17 protein-coding genes are annotated in these 16037 nt (G+C 38.8%); 9 read left to right on the top strand and 8 right to left on the bottom strand.

All coding sequences use genetic code 11. The features are described from left to right. Positions 1-51: 51 nt before the first annotated feature. Positions 52-327, bottom strand: a complete 276-nt coding sequence (locus tag V7K38_RS10435) for a DUF485 domain-containing protein (RefSeq protein WP_096536625.1) — start codon at positions 325-327, stop codon at positions 52-54. A gap of 523 nt (positions 328-850) precedes the next feature. Between V7K38_RS10435 and V7K38_RS10430 the strand changes: the two genes are divergently transcribed. Then, a complete protein-coding gene (locus V7K38_RS10430; RefSeq protein WP_334857535.1) occupies positions 851-1474 on the top strand; it encodes a site-2 protease family protein in 624 nt (207 codons plus the stop codon). 98 nt (positions 1475-1572) lie between these two features. Here V7K38_RS10430 and V7K38_RS10425 read toward each other — a convergent pair whose 3' ends face one another. The 4 genes from V7K38_RS10425 to V7K38_RS10410 all read right to left on the bottom strand — a co-directional run bounded on the left by V7K38_RS10425 (position 1573) and on the right by V7K38_RS10410 (position 7069). After that, complete coding sequence (locus V7K38_RS10425) at positions 1573-2964, bottom strand: hypothetical protein (RefSeq protein WP_334857533.1); 1392 nt, start codon at positions 2962-2964, stop codon at positions 1573-1575. 352 nt (positions 2965-3316) lie between these two features. Beyond that, a complete protein-coding gene (locus tag V7K38_RS10420) occupies positions 3317-4987 on the bottom strand; it encodes a phosphatidylglycerol lysyltransferase domain-containing protein (RefSeq protein WP_334857532.1) in 1671 nt (556 codons plus the stop codon). A gap of 62 nt (positions 4988-5049) precedes the next feature. Continuing rightward, positions 5050-5952: an alpha/beta hydrolase gene (locus V7K38_RS10415; protein WP_334857530.1), complete on the bottom strand. Its 903-nt coding sequence runs from the start codon at positions 5950-5952 to the stop codon at positions 5050-5052. A gap of 139 nt (positions 5953-6091) precedes the next feature. Continuing rightward, entirely contained in the window at positions 6092-7069 is a 978-nt protein-coding gene (locus V7K38_RS10410; RefSeq protein ID WP_334857529.1) for an alpha/beta hydrolase, read from the bottom strand. Positions 7070-7205: 136 nt separating this feature from the next. Between V7K38_RS10410 and V7K38_RS10405 the strand changes: the two genes are divergently transcribed. The 6 genes from V7K38_RS10405 to V7K38_RS10380 all read left to right on the top strand — a co-directional run bounded on the left by V7K38_RS10405 (position 7206) and on the right by V7K38_RS10380 (position 12813). Continuing rightward, entirely contained in the window at positions 7206-8144 is a 939-nt protein-coding gene (locus V7K38_RS10405) for a lysylphosphatidylglycerol synthase domain-containing protein (protein WP_334857527.1), read from the top strand. A gap of 441 nt (positions 8145-8585) precedes the next feature. After that, complete coding sequence (locus V7K38_RS10400) at positions 8586-8963, top strand: hypothetical protein (protein WP_334857526.1); 378 nt, start codon at positions 8586-8588, stop codon at positions 8961-8963. A 60-nt stretch (positions 8964-9023) separates the two neighbouring features. Continuing rightward, positions 9024-11243, top strand: a complete 2220-nt coding sequence (locus V7K38_RS10395) for a tetratricopeptide repeat protein (protein WP_334857525.1) — start codon at positions 9024-9026, stop codon at positions 11241-11243. 596 nt (positions 11244-11839) lie between these two features. Beyond that, complete coding sequence (locus V7K38_RS10390) at positions 11840-12067, top strand: hypothetical protein (protein ID WP_334857523.1); 228 nt, start codon at positions 11840-11842, stop codon at positions 12065-12067. 384 nt (positions 12068-12451) lie between these two features. Next, positions 12452-12622, top strand: coding sequence for a type II toxin-antitoxin system HicB family antitoxin (locus tag V7K38_RS10385; protein WP_334857520.1), 171 nt, complete (start codon positions 12452-12454; stop codon positions 12620-12622). A 2-nt stretch (positions 12623-12624) separates the two neighbouring features. Beyond that, the gene (locus V7K38_RS10380) at positions 12625-12813 is read left to right on the top strand and encodes a type II toxin-antitoxin system HicA family toxin (RefSeq protein WP_334857518.1); all 189 of its coding nucleotides are present in this window, start codon (positions 12625-12627) and stop codon (positions 12811-12813) included. 61 nt (positions 12814-12874) lie between these two features. Here the strand turns inward: V7K38_RS10380 and V7K38_RS10375 are convergent, their stop codons facing one another. Then, positions 12875-13105, bottom strand: a complete 231-nt coding sequence (locus tag V7K38_RS10375; RefSeq protein ID WP_334857517.1) for a hypothetical protein — start codon at positions 13103-13105, stop codon at positions 12875-12877. Further along, entirely contained in the window at positions 13083-13355 is a 273-nt protein-coding gene (locus V7K38_RS10370; RefSeq protein ID WP_334857515.1) for a type II toxin-antitoxin system HicB family antitoxin, read from the bottom strand. Before V7K38_RS10370 ends, V7K38_RS10375 begins: the two co-directional genes overlap by 23 nt. Positions 13356-13551: 196 nt before the next feature. Between V7K38_RS10370 and V7K38_RS10365 the strand changes: the two genes are divergently transcribed. Continuing rightward, positions 13552-14148, top strand: coding sequence for a tRNA-(ms[2]io[6]A)-hydroxylase (locus V7K38_RS10365; RefSeq protein ID WP_334857513.1), 597 nt, complete (start codon positions 13552-13554; stop codon positions 14146-14148). 18 nt (positions 14149-14166) lie between these two features. After that, a complete protein-coding gene (locus tag V7K38_RS10360) occupies positions 14167-14571 on the top strand; it encodes a VOC family protein (RefSeq protein WP_334857512.1) in 405 nt (134 codons plus the stop codon). A gap of 180 nt (positions 14572-14751) precedes the next feature. Here the strand turns inward: V7K38_RS10360 and V7K38_RS10355 are convergent, their stop codons facing one another. Then, positions 14752-15366, bottom strand: coding sequence for a PEP-CTERM sorting domain-containing protein (locus V7K38_RS10355; RefSeq protein ID WP_334857510.1), 615 nt, complete (start codon positions 15364-15366; stop codon positions 14752-14754). Positions 15367-16037 lie beyond the last annotated feature (671 nt).

Below are 16037 nucleotides of genomic sequence, written 5' to 3'. Positions count from 1 at the left end.
TTTTTTGGTTTAGTATTTTAGATTTTGGACTAGAAATTGCTAATAGCTAATTTATTTGCGTGTCAGCCTAGCGATTTGGTCGTCATAACTGCTATTTGCCCAGCGCACGTAGATAAAAATTAATACCCATGCTGAGACAATTACCAGCGCCCCTAGTAAAATTCCCAGGCTGAGGCCAGGAACTACTAATGATCCCAATAGGGGCTTATTGAATGCGATTAGCAAGATAAAGCCAAAGTAAATAAACATCATGGCTCCACTGAGAATCAGGGATACGCGCCAACGTTCAGCCGCGAGAGCCTGGAGAGCCTTTGTGCGATCGTTCATGTCTTCCTTTAGGTTGAGAAGATTAGGTCAGATTGTCTCATTGAAGTTGATTTATGCACAATTTTCTTAAAGATTATTAGTAAATCTATTGTTATTTCAGGTAATAAAATTAACCTTTCAAAGTGATGTAACAAAATAACAAGACAATAGCGGCTCTGTTTTGAGGGAGAGACACATAAAACTATAGATGCAGTTAGACACAAATAAAGCCGATCTATCTGTAATTCATGATTGCCAACTATGTGTTTTATTATACTAATATGGTTGTTAAAAGCCCAAGTTTATAATCTTTATATACTAAAAAATACAATAGATACGTAGTTGCCACCAGGTTTTAAAATCCTTTGAATGTTATGAAATATTTTTTTAAGCTATTAAATCAACTGAGATTAATAAAAGTAGTAAACTTTGATTTCTAAAATATACCAGAAATCACAGTAGCAGATTAAGTAAATATTCTAATAACATTTATATCAAGAGCTTGTTATTGGACAAATAGGGCATTACCAAAATTTAGTAAAGTATGTTTATCAAAACACTCATCACAGAGCCGATTCTTTTTTTCAGAATCGTTTTAATTGTTATATTTTCCATCACTTTGCATGAACTTGCTCACGGCTGGGCTGCTATGAGCCAAGGAGATAATACTCCACAAAAAACTGGTCATCTTACGCTTAATCCTCTAGTTCACATGGGCAAAGAATCGATTATTTTTCTGTGCTTCATGGGTATAGCTTGGGGACAAATGCCGGTAAACCCCTCTAATTTTCGCTCTCCCAAGGTAGGTAATATTTTGGTATCCGCAGCTGGGCCATTATCAAATCTGGCTTTAGGCATTCTATTTATTTTAGTGCTGAAATTTATCTCTAATCAGAGTCTTACAGGGCTTTTCAGCGAGGAATTTATTTACTTAGCGGCTCGGATAAATTTGACCTTATTTCTGTTTAATCTGCTGCCAATTCCACCACTAGATGGATTTCATGTTTTCAGTGAAATTTTTCCTCAGCTAAAGCCACTGCAATATAGCCAATTCGGAATTTTTGCAATGATGCTTCTATTTATAATTCCAGAATTTGGGACGGGACTTAGTGATATGACTGATTTAGTTATCCAGTCGGTGCTTGGGGGAGAATCAGCAGTTTCTTAAGTAAAAATAGATTATTAGATGAATAAATAATCTTATTTTTTTGGGATAATTTAAACCGACAAAACCCCGATTTTTTAGGACATCGGGGTTCTTGTTGTTTATGAAATATTTAGGATAGGCATATTTTTACTGTAATATTCAGTTTTGGCATAGATGCTGATGATACTATCACCAACTGCAAAAAAACTGCCCTCTTGCTCATTTTTAGAAAATTGCAAATTTGGGTATTTAGCAGCAGCTTCTTCAGCAGTCATAGGTTTTGCTTCTATTTTCTCTGGCAATAGTCCAGTACAACCAATGTAAAATACCAAAGGAGAAATTTTATCTTGGTAGATATTTTCTACATATTTCTCTAGCTTGTTATTCGCTGTCGTCAAAGCTGCGATCGTTTCTTCTTTGCTGATTTGCTTACCAGTTTGTTTATCCTGAAATAACTGCGCCAAACTATCAGCACCAACTTTCTTAAGAATACCTACGACTATACCATTTTGCTCAAACCCAAGAAAATCATCAAAAATTGGTTTCATTAACTCGTCAACTTTCGTAATCTTGGTACGTGATGAAAGTAACCTCTCTCTAACAGCGAGATTCTCATTAAATGCCATCTCAAAACTTGGTTTAATGATAATCTCTCCAGTTTCCTTGTCATAAAGACGATACATTTTATTCAGAAACTTGTTGGCAGAATGTAACTTACTTAGGTTTAGAATATTTTGACTGCCAATGTCAATCTTATAGCTCAATCTTGAGTCAAGAGTACCATTAAAAAGAGCTTCCTGAATGTCTATATATTCGTTAGTTGTCGGAAAGTTGATGTAAGTATTTTTGGATAGATAGTGCTTTTGAAACTCATCTAACTGTGGTGCTATAAATACATCTGACTCCTTTTTTAAGTGAGCAGAAATAATACTAGTAAGCACTTTAATTTCTGCAAGTTGATTGAATAGTCCATCAATACTACTGTAACGACTATCAGAAGCTACAAGCGGCAAGTTATCTAGATGGATGGAATATTCAGCATGGAAGTCAAATTTTTCTGCATCTAAAACACCTTTTTCTTTGAGTAAATCAAAAGCTTTTTTACTACTAATTTTGAGTTGTAAGGACTTTATGTTGATTTTGCCATCACTTACAATTGTGTAGTTATTAAAACTATTGAGGTTATTTACTAGTAAACCTGCTACTTCAAGAGTGGGTGTTTGATCTTCAGATTTGGCAAGTCTGACTTTCCGTTTGATAAGCATATTGATAGTAGCAGTATTGCGGTTAAACTGAAACTCGCCCATACCAACATACTCAGCATTATCTATATATTCTGTTTGCAGCCAAGGTTGTAAGAGTTCTCCACTTTCGTTTCTCACACCCTTAACCCGTTTGATACCTGTCCTTTGATAATGTTCTTGCAGATGTTTGATGTTGACGATAATATTGTTACGATATTCTGCAAAAATTTCGATGAGTTCTAGCAGACAAATTTGATTATTTGTCATATTGTCACCTTCCATTTAAAGGTAAATAATCTGTTAAAACCACATTTGATAATCAGTTCTGCCAAGGGAAAAATTTAAAGGACAAACACACAATAAAATCATGCCAAATATATGCTAAACAAGGGGAAAAATCTCCTTGTTGAAGGTAGGTAAACTTTGAGCATTGCCTGCCAAACTTAGCGTTGCATATCTATATAGTACAATTATACTATAAAAAATTCAGTTGTGTAGGCATAGTCCATCGTAGATATTGCTCTGCAATCAGGTGTTATGCTGCGATCGCGCATTTCTACCATACTGCTGACTCTTTTTAAATTTTGCGCCTCTGAGTGACTTTGGATAAACTCGTTATTTATGCGCCAGGTTTGAAATAATCAAAAAGGCGATCGCCTGAATCTGCGCGAATCAATGCTACAACTACATCTGGTAAGGCAGCTAAACTGGGGTAAACTAAATAACGCGGTTCCCAGCCGGGACGGAACTTGTCTTTGTAGGCGTGTAGTCCTTTGAAGTTGTAGAAGCGATTCAAATGCTCGTAAAGATAGTGCAATACTCTCTCTAAGCGGCGTGATTCTGGGTTGTCTCCAACTCCAGCCAGGGCGGAAAGACCGAAATTAAAGCTGTCATAACCACACTCTTTAAAATGCTGGAGCATGGAAATAAATAGAAAGTCCATCGTCCCATTCTCAAGAGATGAGCGATGTCGCATCATGTCAATAGTCGCTTCGTTGAGTTGGTACTCCCGGACAATGTTGGCAAAGGCGCTGATATTACCTTCAGGATTATGCACTACAGCAATCTCGCACTCTCGCAAGTAAGCTTCGTCAAACCAACCCAAAGAAAATTGTTTTTCCGAACCTTGCACCATCTTCAGCCATTCATCACTCACAGGTTTGAGGAGGTGCAACAAAGCATCAGTAATGGGTGGTTGATAAAACTCGATTTGGTATCCTAGTTTAGTTAAACGATTGATTGATGGTCTAAAGTTTTTACCTGCCTTACCTTGTAATGTAAAACTTTTCAGGTCAACGATCGCTTCTTCTCCAATTTTGAGTACCTTAAATCCCAATGATTTGTAAAGCTCAACATCATCGGGCAAAGTTTGGTAAAACCCTGGATACCAGTCATTGCACTGACAAAAGTGTTGGAAAGCAATAATTGTCTCTTTGCGTTCTTCAATGGGGCCAATGGGATCTCCTAATGCGATCGCACCTCTTCCTTTGGGAACATAAGCTATTACACTATTACCAGTAGGACTAAAATAATAACTTTTATCATTTAAAAGTGTGAAGGCTGCTAAAGAAGAACGTCCATATTGCTCGACAATATCTTTAGCTCTTTTTCGCTCATTTGGTGTTGCTAGATTACGCCAAAACACAGGTTGCAATAACATTACTATTGCATACGTAATAGTAACTGCGGCAATAATATAGATAGAATTAGCAAAAAATTCTCCAAATCGGCTCTTTGGTTGTAGTCCCCAATTATCTTCAGTGAAGAACATTGCTAAAGTCTGAAGTACAGATTCACGCAAATTAAAATTTTCTGAAAATTTGTTGTCTAATAAGTAAAATCCAATAGTCCCGTATGCTAGGGTAAATAGCAAAGCACTGACCAGCACTCTAACTCCCCGTGCGATCGAAGGACGGTCTGATTGCGCCGTGAAAGAATGGCGCATCAAAATCAATTGCATCAGCAAAACTCCAGAGAGGAGACTTTCTTCATAGTCCAATCCCTTGAGCAAATGGCTAAAAATAGAAATTACTAGTAAAGCAATGGTCAGTAACCAAGCTATTCTTTTTCGGCGTAATAAGTTAGTAGCAAGTGTGAGTAGAATAAACCCCGTCAGTGCTGCAAATATATGACCAGTGGCACGAATATCAAATGGTAAAAATTCTTTCAACCAGTGATTCCGCCCATACAGATTAGGGGTCACTGCTGACAACAAATTTACTACTCCCACTAAGCCTGTAAGGAAGGCCGCACTCCAAAGTCCAATCTTAGTTTTTAAATTATTTGTCATTTGTCATTTGTCATTTATTTTAGTGTTAAAACTATTAACTCCTAACTCCTAACTATTAATACCTAACTCCTAACTTTTTTAAATTGTTCACCTACATACGAGAGCGAATCTTTAAGATGCTTGTGGAAGTAATTCCAGCCTATATTAGCACCAGACAAACCATGACCTCCTGGAAATGCATAAAATACGTGAGCAATGCCTAATTGATTTAAGGTTACGCTGAAGGCTTTGGTAGAAGCTAACAAATTAGTATCGTTCAAACCTGCATCTAAGTAAACACGCAATTGCTTTCTATCTTCAATTGGTAGCTGTTGCACAATTTGTTGGGGACTATTTTGTAAACCGCTATTATCAGTAAAATAACCACTATGGCTAAACAGAATATGGAAAGTGTTGAGGTGGCGTAACCCTATATTAAAAGCTCCCCATCCCCCAGAAGACAAACCTCCCAACGCCCAAGACTGGGGTTCTTCTAAGGTGCGGTAGCGTGACTTGACAACCTGCACTAATTCTGAACCAATTAAAGTTCCTATTTTGCCATTCGGGCCATCATAATAATCGGGGTCGTATAAAGGATTGGAACCGCGATTATCATTGCCATCAGGTGTAATCACAATTGATGGCGGTAATTTTCCATTTTGATAAAGTTCATGGAGTATATCTAAAATTGCATACTTATCAGCATAAGCACGGGCATCATCATGACCACCATGTAGTAAGAATATCACGGGGTAGCGCTTTTGCTGATTTTTGTTATAATTAGGGGGCAAAATCACGCCGTAGTTGCGAACTGCACCCATCGCTTCAGAGTTGAAGGTTGCTAATTGAAGCTTTAGCCCGGTATTTGCCTTTTCTTGGGGTGGGTCTAGTTGTGGCGCACCTAAAATAAATACATAATAATAACCAACAGTAGTGAGGAGTGCGATCGCTCCTAGCAAACTAATTAATAATTTAGAAATCTTCATATTTATTTAACATTGAAAAAAAAACACCTCCATTAGAACTTAATATAGTTAATCTGCTGACAAATGGCAGCATAGTTTTCTAAATTGATGTTTAAATATCAACATTTTTCTCAAATAAAATTATTTATCTAGCAAGTTGCTAATTATTTTGAGTCCTTTTCTTTTGATTAACACCTAAATTACCAGTCATATTTGCTATTTGAGCAGATTTAAATTGTTCGCCCACAAATGTCAAAGAATCGGCTAAATGTTCCCGCCAGTATTGCCAAGTGTGACTACCAGGAAACTGACGAAGCAAATTATAAACTTTTAGTTCGTTTAGTACGTTAGAAAAGTTTTTGGCTTCGTTGATTTCTTCAATATCTGCTGTCCCTGAATCTAGGTAAATTCGCAATCTTTTTGTAGCTGATGCGGGAATGCTTTTGATATAAATTATTGGGCTATTTGTAGGGCCGCTTTTATCTTCAAAATAACCACTATGACTAAATAAAACTGAGAAGTGGTTCAGGTTGTGTAACCCCACATTCATTGCACCCCAACCACCAGAAGATAAACCACCTATTGCCCAAAAATCTGGATTATTTATTGTCCGATAACGATTTTGCACAACTTTTACTAACTCATCACCTACGGCTGTGGAGACTTTACCGTTAGGGCCATCAATATATTCGGGATCTCGGTAGCGACTAGAGCCGCGTTTGTCGTAGCCATCTGGTGTAATAATGATGCTGGGTGGTAACTTACCTGTAGCATAAAGTTGTTCCACTGTTTTGAGAGCTTGCCCCTTTTTTTGAATAAACCAATCATTGGGATAACCATGTCCGCCGTGAAGGAGAAAGATTACAGGATACTTTTGTTTTGGGTTTTGTTCATAGCCAGGGGGTAAAGAAACGCCGTAAGTGCGATTTGCACCCATTAATTGACTATCGTAGGTTTCAATTTTATAAGTTAATAAAGTTGCTGAATCGCCAGTATTAGACCGATTTGGAAGAATGGAAGGCGTTGTAGGTAAATCTTGCTGTTGCGGTGGTTTTGCTACGACATTTGGGGATAAATTACAGGCAACTAGGGTTAAGACTGAAACTAGCAAGAGAATTTTTGATTGTTTATAGTTCATCTTTAATCGCATTGGACAATCTGTGCTGGCAACCACTAAGTTTACGCAAATAATTTGTCAATGTTGTGTCAACAGGATGGAAATTTTGCGACTTACTATAAGTTAAAAGTTAAGAGTTAGGATAAGTTTCTTTAGGATGCTTAAAAAACTGCAACTTAATTTCAGCACACTATTCGGCTTGTCGCTGCTGGTGATTTCCGTGGTGGCGATCGCTAACGAACTGCATGAGTATAATTATCGTGATATCCTCAACTCTCTAGCTGCTATTCCCAAAAGCCGCTTAAGCTGGGCAATTTGGCTGACAGCCTTGGGCTATCTAGTGATGATTGGGTACGATATTTTGGGTTTTAGTTACATTAATCGTTCCCTAAACTGGAACAAAATTGCTTTAACCAGCTTTATTAGCTCTGCTTTTAGTAATACTATTGGTTTTGCCTTACTGACTGGTAGTGCTATCCGTTATCGATTTTATGCTAGTTGGGGAGTGTCAGCAGTTGCGATCGCACAAGTAATTGCTTTCGCCAATTTTACTTTTTGGTTGGGGATGTTTGCCGTTGCAGGTTGCTTATTCCTCATCAATCCCCTCAAAATTCCCACTCAACTACATTTACCTTTTGCTACTGTGCGTCCCATCGGCGTGATTTTTCTGCTATTAGTCGCTGGTTATTTGCTAGGAAGTATTTTTATTAAACAACCGTTAATAATTCGGGGACAAGAATTTCGATTTCCTTCTTTTAAGATATCCCTTATCCAAATAGCAATTTCTGGTCTTGATTGGATTTTAGCAGCAGCAGTTCTTTATCCTTTGCTACCCAGTAATATATCTTTGTCTTATCTAGACTTTTTGGGTATTTACTTGCTAGCGATGTTTGCAGGTGTTGTTAGTAATGTCCCCGGTGGTTTGGGAGTATTTGAAACTATAATTTTGCTGATTCTCTCATCTAAAGTTTCGGCGGCGGCAATTTTGGGTTCAATGCTGGCTTATCGGGGAGTCTATTATTTTTTACCTTTGTTAGTAGCATCGGGTTTGCTAGGAATTTATGAAATTAGATTTAGAACAGGGAGTTTAAAATAATTCGTAATGACGCTCTCTACAAGATGATGTATCAAATATTTTTACCCCACCCTAACCCTCCTCTTATAAAGAGGAGGGAACTTGATCTTCTTGTTTCCCCCCTATATAAGCTACGGTGTACACACATCTTTGTACAAACGCAAAATCGTTGGAGATCCCCCTAAATCCCCCGATAAATTGGGGGACTTTGAGAGTTTTTTGCCCCCCTTTTTAAGGGGGGTTGGGGGGATCAAAAGCCTATGAGGCCACTCTCAAAGACTTGTGTGTACACCGTACCCTTTATAAGGGGGGTAAAAATCACACCGGATAACTTTTTTCTACATGACCTGAATTATCAGGCTGTATTCTCTATAATTTATTCTGCTATTTGCTTTCCGTTACCTGTTTAGAGGCTGTTAAACTGAGAACCATAAGTAAAATCTCGTATATTTTGGCAAACTTATGGAGCCAGTATCACTTACAGCAGCTGCGATCGCAACCTTGGTAATCACTAAAGCATTTGAAAAAACTGGTGAAATCATCGGCGAAAAGGCTTGGAACGAAGGCGAAAAGTTATTAGTTCTACTGAAACGTAAGGAACCTAGCACGGCGAAGCTTCTCGAACAGGCTAAAACACAACCTTTAGATTACAATCAGGCTTATCTTGTTGGGCAGCAAGTAGAGGAAGTGGCGAAGAAAGATCCTGAAATTGCTCAAGCTGTGGAAGCTGTAGCTAATGAGGCACAACCTCAACTTACAAACACTATTATTGAAAATTGGCAAGGGATAAATATTAAAGGTGGAACTAATACCATTTCTGGTAACACCTTTAACTTCTGACTAAAGTCGCCTGAAGGGGAACGGGTAAAGTTAAATCCCCCGACTGGAACACCACAAAATTTGCCCCTGAGTGGGGTGGTGGAATTTGTTGGGCGTGAAGAAGAATTGCAAAATCTGCACCAACTTTTGCAGGATAATAAACAAGTAGCCATTGCTGCGATCGCTGGCATGGGTGGAGTTGGTAAAACAGAACTCGCCTTGCAATATGCAATCAAGCACCGCGAAACATACAACGGTGGGCTTTGCTGGTTGCTACCAAAAACTGGGGATATAGGGATTCAAGTTGTGCAGTTTGCGAGAATGCAGCTTGATTTAAAGCCGCCAGAAGATTTTGACATACTCGCCCAAGTGCAATATTGTTGGCGGCATTGGCGTGAGGGTGATGTGCTGCTAGTGTTGGATGATGTCAGCGATTACGAGGAAGTTAAGCCTTATTTACCGTCGCTACCTTCTCGATTTAAAGTGTTGATTACTACGCGCCAAAAGTTGGGACGCATCGCACAGTTATCTTTGGATGTGCTGCAACCAGAAGCAGCGCTGGAGTTATTAAGGTCTTTACTCAAAGAAACACCAGAGCGAATTGAGCGAGAATTAGCTTTAGCAAATCAGTTGTGTGAGTGGCTGGGATATTTACCTTTGGGTGTGGAATTAGTGGGGCGCTATCTGGCGCGGAAACAGGATTTATCTTTAACAGAGATGTTGCGGCGGTTGGAGAACAAGCGGTTAGATGAGCGTTCCCTCTCTAAATCTAAGTCGGAAGCGGACATGACAGCACGACGAGGTGTGTTAGCAGCCTTTGAGTTGAGTTGGCAGGAATTAGAGGACAGCGATAAACAATTGGGCTGTTTATTGAGTTTATTTGCTGCTGCACCCATACCTTGGAAGTTGGTGGAACAGTGTTTACCGGAAGAACATACAGAAGAGTTAGAAGAAATTAGAGACGATAGCTTGCTGATTTTGCATTTACTCCAGCGCAAAGATGAAGGAGTCTATCAACTACATCCACTGTTGCGGGAGTTTTTTCAATACAAGTGTACAGGTTTAAAACGGGCGGAGGAATTTAAGCGAAGTTTTTGCAAGGTAATGGTAGCAGTTGGCAAAGAGATTCCTGAATACCCTACTCTTAAACAAATCTACAATGTTACTCCCGCCATACCTCATTTAGCAGAAGTAGCAAAGAATCTCATTCAATACGTCAAGGATGAAGATTTAATTTGGGCTTTCATCGGTAACGCTCAATTGTATCAAGATCAGGGATTGTATAATCAAGCAGTATCTTGGTATGAACAGTCTCTAACAGTCACTAAAAAGCGCTTGGGAGAGTCAGATGTATCTGTTGCCCAAAGTCTGAACAATCTGGCAGAACTATACTACTTACAAGGAAGATATAGCGAAGCTGAACCCCTGTTCTTGCAAGCATTGGAACTCAGGCGACATTTGCTGGGAAAGGAACATCTAGATGTTGCACTTAGCCTCAGTAACTTGGCACAACTCTACAACTCCCAAGGAAGATATAGCGAAGCCGAACCCCTGTTCTTGCAAGCATTGGAACTCAGGCGACATTTGCTGGGAGAGTCACATATATCTGTTGCCCATAGTCTCAATAACCTGGCGGGACTCTACAATTACCAAGGAAGATACAGCGAAGCCGAACCTCTGTACCTGCAAGCTTTGGAATTAAAGCGATGCTTGCTGGGAGAAGAACATCCAGATTTTGCCCATAGTCTCCACAACCTAGCGTTCCTGTACTACTTACAAAGGAGATATAGCGAAGCCGAATCCCTCAATCTGCAAGCTTTGGAATTAAAGCGATGCTTGCTGGGAGAAGAACATCCAGATTTTGCCTATAGCCTCAACACCCTGGCAGCACTCTATGAATCTCAAGGAAGATACAGCGAAGCCGAACCTTTAAACCTGCAAGCATTGGAACTAAGGCGACGCTTACTGGGAGAAGAACATCCATCTGTCGCAGATAGTCTCAACAACCTAGCGCAACTCTACCGTTCCCAAGGCAGGTACAGCGAAGCCGAACCCCTTGACATCCAAACTTTGGCACTTAGGCGCAAACTGCTGGGTGAAGAACATCCACATGTCGCAATTAGTCTCAACAACTTAGCAAAACTCTACTACTTACAAGGAAATTATGCAAAATCCGAACCATTGTATCTGCAAGCATTAGATATTTTTGAGCAACGGTTAGGCGCAAATCATCCAAATACTATTACTGTGCGTGAAAATTTGGCATATTTGCGCGATCGCCTCTCTCCAAATCAAGAATAGGCAAGTTTTGTGCAAAGCGTACCATGTTAAAAGTTAGATTTGCGATCGCGTAGACTAAAATTTATATCAAGCTAAGTAAAAATCCCTGATTACTTACTCAAAATGGCGTTTGACTTACTCAAAAGAAGCTTTTGCTTTCTCAAACCCCAGTTTGCTTACTCATTTTGGTGTTTTCCGCAAGCAAAATCAACTTCTGCTTACTCAAAAGAAGCTTTTGCTTTCTCAAACTCCAGTTTGCTTACTCATTTTGGTGTTTTCCGCAAGTAAAAGAAGCTTTTGCTTTCTCAAACCCCAGTTTGCTTACTTATTTAAGTAATTCACGCATTTGTTTTGGTATATCATTGAGCCAAAAGCTGGCGATGCTCTAGAAAAGAAGTGTAAATAGACAAGCGATGTCTACGTCGAGCTACGCCTACGCATAGAGCGCACTGCTAGAGGCGATCGCTTTTCTTGAGAGAAAGATGCACTTCATGTAGCGTGTGCAGAAGCTTCCCAAAGTAATTATTTTATCACTTGCGATCGCAGATTAATCAACCGTTGTCAAGATTTATCACTCTTGGTAATCAACCCGACTAATTTTATCTTGGAGATATAAAATGGACATTAAAGTTATTAACGAACAAGAAAATTTACAAGAAGTGATACAGGTTTTACTCACTCACCTAGAACCATCGAAGGTAATGAAATTTTGGGCAACTTGTAAACTAAGTGAAAGCGACTATTTGCAACTTAAAGAAAAACTGTTTGCTAAAGAAACAGTCGCTAGCTTATATGCCAAAATCAAAGAATATCAAGATAATGATAATAAAAGCGATGTCTCTTGACTCGCCAATGCAGCGTCTAGGCTCTAGAAAAGAAGTGGAAATGCAGAGGCGATCGCTCTTAGACTATGTTTGAAAAGTCATGATTGATATATCAAATATTTTATTACCCCACCCTACCCCTCCCCTTATAAAGGGGAGGGAACCGGATTTTCTTGTTTCCCCCCTTTATAAGGGGGGATTAAGGGGGGTAATAATTTGATTAAAACACAACATACAATACAACTTTTCAAACAACCTCTTATGTGGTTGTGAATTGCCTTCGACAGGCTACGCCTACACCCTCACAACAAAAAATCAGCTACGATAAATCATATAATTATCTTCACCAACACAGAAATGTTAATTACATACACTGCAAAATATACAAAAACTAATAGCAGATATATGGGACAACTCATTGAATGGCAAGAAGTCATTACGGAAGGAGAAAGCCTAGAAGAATGCAGGGCGATGTTACAAGACGCAACCAAAGAAATGATTCTTGCCTATCGCCAAGAAAATAAAGAAATTCCCATAGATGATTCTTTGCTCGAACAAATTCTTATAGAGGTTTGAGTGTGTCAGTCAAACGAAAAGAGCCAATTAAATACTTAGAAAAAAATGGCTTATATTTATTAATAGAAGGAGGAAATCATTCAATTTATACTAATAATATAAAAACTCTTCCTGTAAAACGGCATCGTACCATTGATCGGATTACTGCTAATGAAATATGTAAACAAGCAGATTTATTACCTAATTTTTAACTCCAAAGTGTAAATCGACAAGCGATCGCTGTTGTCATCAGACATCGCTTCTCGCCATATTTTAAAGGCTATTCCATTCTTCTAGCGTGATTTCGCGCTCTAGAATAACCTCAACTTCCCCAATCATCATCCGCAATTGCGGTACAGAATACTCATCATTAGAGGGAATAGTTAGGCGACATTCCCCATAAACCATAAACTGATGTCTTGTTCCAGAAAAAGCCCCATCAAAGCCAAGCCATCGTAATTTCTTTACAAAATCACGACGCTTACAGGGTATCCATCGGCTCAAGAGTCGGCTCCTTGTTGAGGTCAATATTATCAATTACTGGTAGAGAATGTCCCAGCTTTAACCCAAGCAAAATCCAGTCTTCTAGTATTGAGCGTAATTCATCCTCACACTCGCGCAAAGTTGATGCAAAGGCTATCACTCCTTTGCAAACAGGAATCCTACCTGCAAACGTACCATCTTTGAGCTTGTCATAAATTGCCTGAGCGATCGCTCGGTCAACATAATCGCTCAGAATAAACCTTATGGCCATGAAATCTCGTGTTGTGCTACCAGTTTAATCTTACATTGAACCCTCAGTTTTTCTTAGTCCGTGGAGGTGGACTAAGCCTATGTAGGCGTGATTTCTATTCGCTTGGGCTATAAAAGCAACAAATTGCCCCATCCACGATTAAAATCAATTTGCTAAGGTACTCAGCTAAATTAACATTCTGGAGTTTTGTGACTCTGTGCTTACTCAGTTACCAACTATTAACGTCCTAAAACAGCCCACTAGCTCTGCTTGGGTTGAACAAGCGATCGCAAACTTAGACATCATCTTACTCGATCACTCCCACTGTGAACGCAAAGCAGCAGGTGTGGCTTTAAACATGATGTTTCGCTACCCTTCCAATACTAAAATGGTTCGGGAATTAACTGCGATCGCCCGCGAAGAACTAGAACACTTTGAGCTAGTCAACCAATGGTTAGAACGCCGGAACATTCCCTTAGCTCCCTTACCACCACCTCCTTACGGCGCAGGTTTAAAGGCTCAAGTCCGCCCTAAAGAACCTGAGCGATTTCTGGATTCCTTACTAGTCACAGGTTTAATCGAAGCTCGCTCTCACGAACGCCTGGGACTATTAGCTGCTCACTGTCCAGAACCAGAGCTAGCAAAATTTTATCGGGGGTTAATGGCATCCGAAGCGCGTCACTACGGTATATATTGGGTTTTAGCTGCTACTTATTTCGACAAAGAAATTGTCATGCAACGGCTTGATGAATTAGCAATTGTCGAAAGCGAGTTGCTGGCAACTTTGCACTCAGAACCTAGAATTCACAGTTAGTAGATTAAGGTAACAGACATGAAGCTTCAGTTAACACACCTGAGACTGCTTGTATCCAACTACAAAGATTCTTTTCTGTTCTACCGGGATCTGCTAAAGTTTGATGTCGATTGGGGCGATGAAGATAGCGGATATGCTGAGTTTAATACCGGATATCTCAAGCTGGGTTTGTTCAAAAAAGAATTAATGGCTGAAGTAGTGCCAAGAATAGAACAGCCTTCATACATTGTCAATCGAGATAAAATTGCCTTGATTTTCGCAGTCGATAACGTGGATGAGGTTTATCAGCAAGTAAAGAGTCAGAGTGCGATCGTTGTGACTGAACCACAAGATCGTTCAGACTGGGGAATTCGCACGGCTCATTTTCGCGATCCTGATGGCAATCTCATCGAAATCTACAACAATCTAGGAATTGTTAGTTAAAAGTTCACTGTTAGTTTGATTTATTATTACCTACTTACTATAAATAGGGGACATATTTGCAATACGTTCCCCTAGAAATTTTAGGCATTTATAACCTTCTAAATTTTTTGGTCATTAAAGCTAGAATAATGTTTAATTACAGTTCTAATCAGGCTAGCTTTAACTATTCAGGTTTACTATCTATGTAGATGCTGGCTTTTTCTTCAGGACTCTATTCACAAAACCAAGAACGAGCAAACCAAAAATTGCACCAGGTTCAGGAATAGCAGTTGCAGTCAACTTACCCCCAAGATCCAACCTACAGTCTGGGTATGTATTGCATACTTCTGGTGAAAGGTCATCCTTCAAGAATATTTTAGCCGTTGGTAATCCTTGTTCGGCATTTAGATAAGTATAAAAATCTAAACCTGTCACATCAGTTACAAAGTCAATTCCTAAATCAAAACCATTAGGTGTATCAAAGTTACCAGTTTGTAGAACAGTCTTTGTGGCTGGATCAAAGTTGAAATTAAAACTACTATCAGATTGGGGAAAATCGTAGTTAAAAGTTTGCAGCAAAGTTCCCTGTGGGTTAAAGAAAGAAATGGCAAAATCAGTCAGTTCATCCTTGCTAACAATGCTTCCCAGGAAATTATCATCATAGCTGAATTGCCCCTTAGCTGAATAACCTTTATCTCCTCGCCAATCAAGCTCAAAAGAAGCAGCATCAGCACTGGGAGCATGAATTAAATTAGCCATAGAGCTAAAAGCAACAACAGCTACAGTAGCTTTGATTTGGTTACGAATGCTTTTCATTTTCTTGGTATTTGATGTCGTAGTTAACTGCAAAGTAATAATTACTATTGATTGCAATACTGATTATTACTCCGAGATGTGAGCTTTACAAACTTAATTCATGTACCTCATTAGGCACTCTCAAAGTCAACACAATTTATGCTAATTAGCTTAAGTCCTCTTATAATTAGAGGCTTTAGGCTCTGGAAATCACAATAAACAATGACTTCTGTTACCTAATTAATGTCCGAAAAACCTTCAGGGAAATTGTATCACTTAGATTCAAATTAATCATTATAATTTTTGATTACTTTTTTCCATAGAAATTCTAAAAAGCATAATTTATTTTCAGAGGGCTATATTTATTTTAATTAAACTAATCTTTAACTATTCTTAAACAAATACTGTTTTATTGTCGGCATATAACCATTTTTTAATTTAAATTAACTCCTCTATTTCCTTAGCTTTTACCTTTTAAAGAGTGCGGTTAAAAGAACCTACCACCGTAGACTTTGTTGATATAGCTCCAGACTTTGGGTAGTGGGTTTGGATAAAGCTTATGTTCATAAATATTGCTGGGTTTTGTTGGGAAATTTTTATATAAATTTATCTTTTGTTAACTAACCCTAAATTAAATAAAGCATTACCCAAACTTAATCAAAATCAAATATTTTCTCTTCAGCATTATCTTA

This window comes from Nostoc sp. (genome assembly GCF_036917465.1).
Lineage (GTDB): Bacteria > Cyanobacteriota > Cyanobacteriia > Cyanobacteriales > Nostocaceae > Nostoc.
Note: the sequence above shows the minus strand (reverse complement) of the source record. Positions and strands in the feature narration are given on the sequence as shown.